This is a genomic window from Sphingomonas sp. (genome assembly GCF_013816785.1).
Lineage (GTDB): Bacteria > Pseudomonadota > Alphaproteobacteria > Sphingomonadales > Sphingomonadaceae > Sphingomicrobium.
In genome coordinates this window covers 1-2244 of the sequence record NZ_JACDDV010000075.1, presented here as the reverse complement: position 1 = coordinate 2244, position 2244 = coordinate 1, and the positions used below count along the sequence as shown (strand labels likewise).

Genomic DNA, 2244 nt, shown 5'->3' with positions numbered 1-2244 from the left:
CTTGCGGTCGTCGGTGCGGTGACAATTGCCCTCGTCTACATGACGTTGGGCTTCCGCCACGATGTCATCGCTGGCGAACCCACACCCATGCTTGGCGTTACCTCCGGTCTGCTCATCTTGCTCGCCGCCGCCGCGGGCGCAGGCGCGGTGCGCATGGCCCGGCCGCAAGTCGGCGCGCCAGCGTCCGGCGCGCCATGGGTGCTCGCGGCGCTGTTGCTGGTGCCCATGGTCGCGCTGTTCGGCGTCGTTACGCAGCCGGCGCTCGTCGGCGGCCTCGATATGCATCAGGGCTTGCGCTGTCTTGCGCTCGGTCTCGTCGCCGGCCTCGGCACCTTCGCCTTCCTCGCCGCCTGGCTCAGGCAGGGTGCGCCCGTTTCGCCCGAGCGCGCGTCATGGCTGGTCGGCCTTGCCGCGGGCGCGACCGGCGCCTTGGCGAACAGCCTCGAGTGCCCCCAGGAATCGCTCGCCCACCTCGCCATCTGGCACCTCGCGGCGGTTCCGGTCGCGGCGGTTGCCGCCCGGATCGTCCTGCCCCGCTTGCTGCGCTGGTAAGCTTGCGGGGTTGGGCTCGCCAAGCTAAGCGGACCCCACGCACCCATAGCTCAGCTGGATAGAGCGCTGCCCTCCGAAGGCAGAGGCCAGAGGTTCGAATCCTCTTGGGTGCGCCATTCCCGATAAGCGAAGTAACGTCGCGGGTCGGCCGGCGCACGGCCTCAGGCCGTGTCGATCCACGGCGCGGATTTGCCCGCGCCGCCTCCCGCCGCTAGCTTGTAGGCCAATTCTCCAAAACCTCAACGAAGCGGCTAAGCCACGCGTTGGTCTGGTGCCCATCGACGACGCGGTGGTCGATGGTCAGCGTGACATAGGCCATCGGCCGGATCAGGATCGCGTCCTGACCGCCGATCTCGCGGACCACGACCCGTTTCTCCAGCTTGCCCACGCCGAGGATCGCCGCCTGGCCGGCATGAAGGATGATGGGGCTGGCGAGGAGACTGCCCGAGACGCCATGGTTGGAGATGGTGAAACTACCGCCGGACACATCGGCGCCGGTCAGCTTGCCTGCCCGAGCCCGGCCGGTGAGGTCGTCGAGCTTGGCGCCGATTTGCTCCAGGCTCAGCGCAAGGGCATCCTTAACCACCGGCACCACCAGCCCCTTGTCGCCAAGCGCGGTGCCGACCCCGATGTCGATGGTCGGAGACATGGCGATGCGATCTTCCTCCCACCGCCCGTTGATCGCCGGTGCGACCGCCATCGCCTCGGCGGCGGTTTTGACGATAAAGGCGGTGTAGCTGAGCTTGACGCCCTTCGCCGCGAGCGCCGCCTTGTACGCCGCGACTGCAGAAAAATCGGCTTCGAACAGCGCGGTGACGTGCGGCGCCTGGGACACGGCGCGGACCATATTCTCGGCGATCTTCAGCCGCATCCGGTCGTGGGGAATGTCGCCACCCGCGAAGTGACGCGACTGGGTAGTGGGGGGCTCTCGGTCGCCAACCATGGTCGGCGACGCCGCCGCCCGATCGACATCCTCGCGCGTCAGGCGCCCATTGCGGCCAGTGCCCGTGAGACGCGCCGGATCGATGCCATGCTGAGCGATGGCGCGCTTTACCGAGGGGGAGAGTCGATTTTCCCCTTCCCGGTTCCCCGGCGAAGGCCGGGGTCCAGGAGCGCCGGAAGGCGCTGCTGGCGCAGCACCCTGGGCCCCGGCCTGCGCCGGGGAACCCGTAACAGGGGCGTCCGCACTTATCCGTCCCAGCAACGCCCCCGGCAGCGCCTCCGCATCGGTGTCGAGCAAAATCTCGCTCAGCACTCCCGCCGCCGGTGAGGGGACTTCCTGGGTTACCTTGTCAGTCTCGAGTTCCACCAGCGGATCGTTGATCGCCACCGTATCCCCAACGAGCTTGAGCCAGGCGCGGACCACCGCCTTGGTGCCCTCCTGCTCGTCGGGAACGCGCACCTCGATCACGCTCAAAACCCCACTAGCCGTTCGATTTCCGCGCGGATGCGCTCGACCGACGGCACTGCCCATTCGAGCAATTTGGGGTGATGCGGGCTCGGGATGTCGGGCATTGTCACCCGCGCGACCGGCGCGTCGAGATCGAGGAATGCCTCGTCAGCGACCACCGCGGCAATTTCCGCCCCAAATCCGCCAGTGCGCAAATCCTCGTGAACGATCAGGCACCGCCGAGTCCGGCGTACGCTGTCGAGCACCATCTCGCGGTCCCATGGCATCAGCGTGCGCAAGTC

3 protein-coding genes and 1 tRNA gene are annotated in these 2244 nt (G+C 67.8%); 2 read left to right on the top strand and 2 right to left on the bottom strand.

Annotated elements, in window-relative coordinates; all coding sequences use genetic code 11:
* Positions 1 to 552 (top strand): NrsF family protein (locus H0W65_RS11625; protein WP_294007746.1); only part of this gene is annotated, 552 nt, incomplete at its 5' end.
* 39 nt (positions 553 to 591) lie between these two features.
* Positions 592 to 668: transfer RNA gene (locus H0W65_RS11620), tRNA-Arg, on the top strand.
* A gap of 95 nt (positions 669 to 763) precedes the next feature.
* Here the strand turns inward: H0W65_RS11620 and H0W65_RS11615 are convergent.
* The gene (locus H0W65_RS11615; RefSeq protein WP_294007744.1) at positions 764 to 1963 is read right to left on the bottom strand and encodes a 2-oxo acid dehydrogenase subunit E2; all 1200 of its coding nucleotides are present in this window, start codon (positions 1961 to 1963) and stop codon (positions 764 to 766) included.
* A 2-nt stretch (positions 1964 to 1965) separates the two neighbouring features.
* The coding region (locus tag H0W65_RS11610; protein WP_294007742.1) for a transketolase C-terminal domain-containing protein at positions 1966 to 2244 on the bottom strand (279 nt) is incomplete at its 5' end.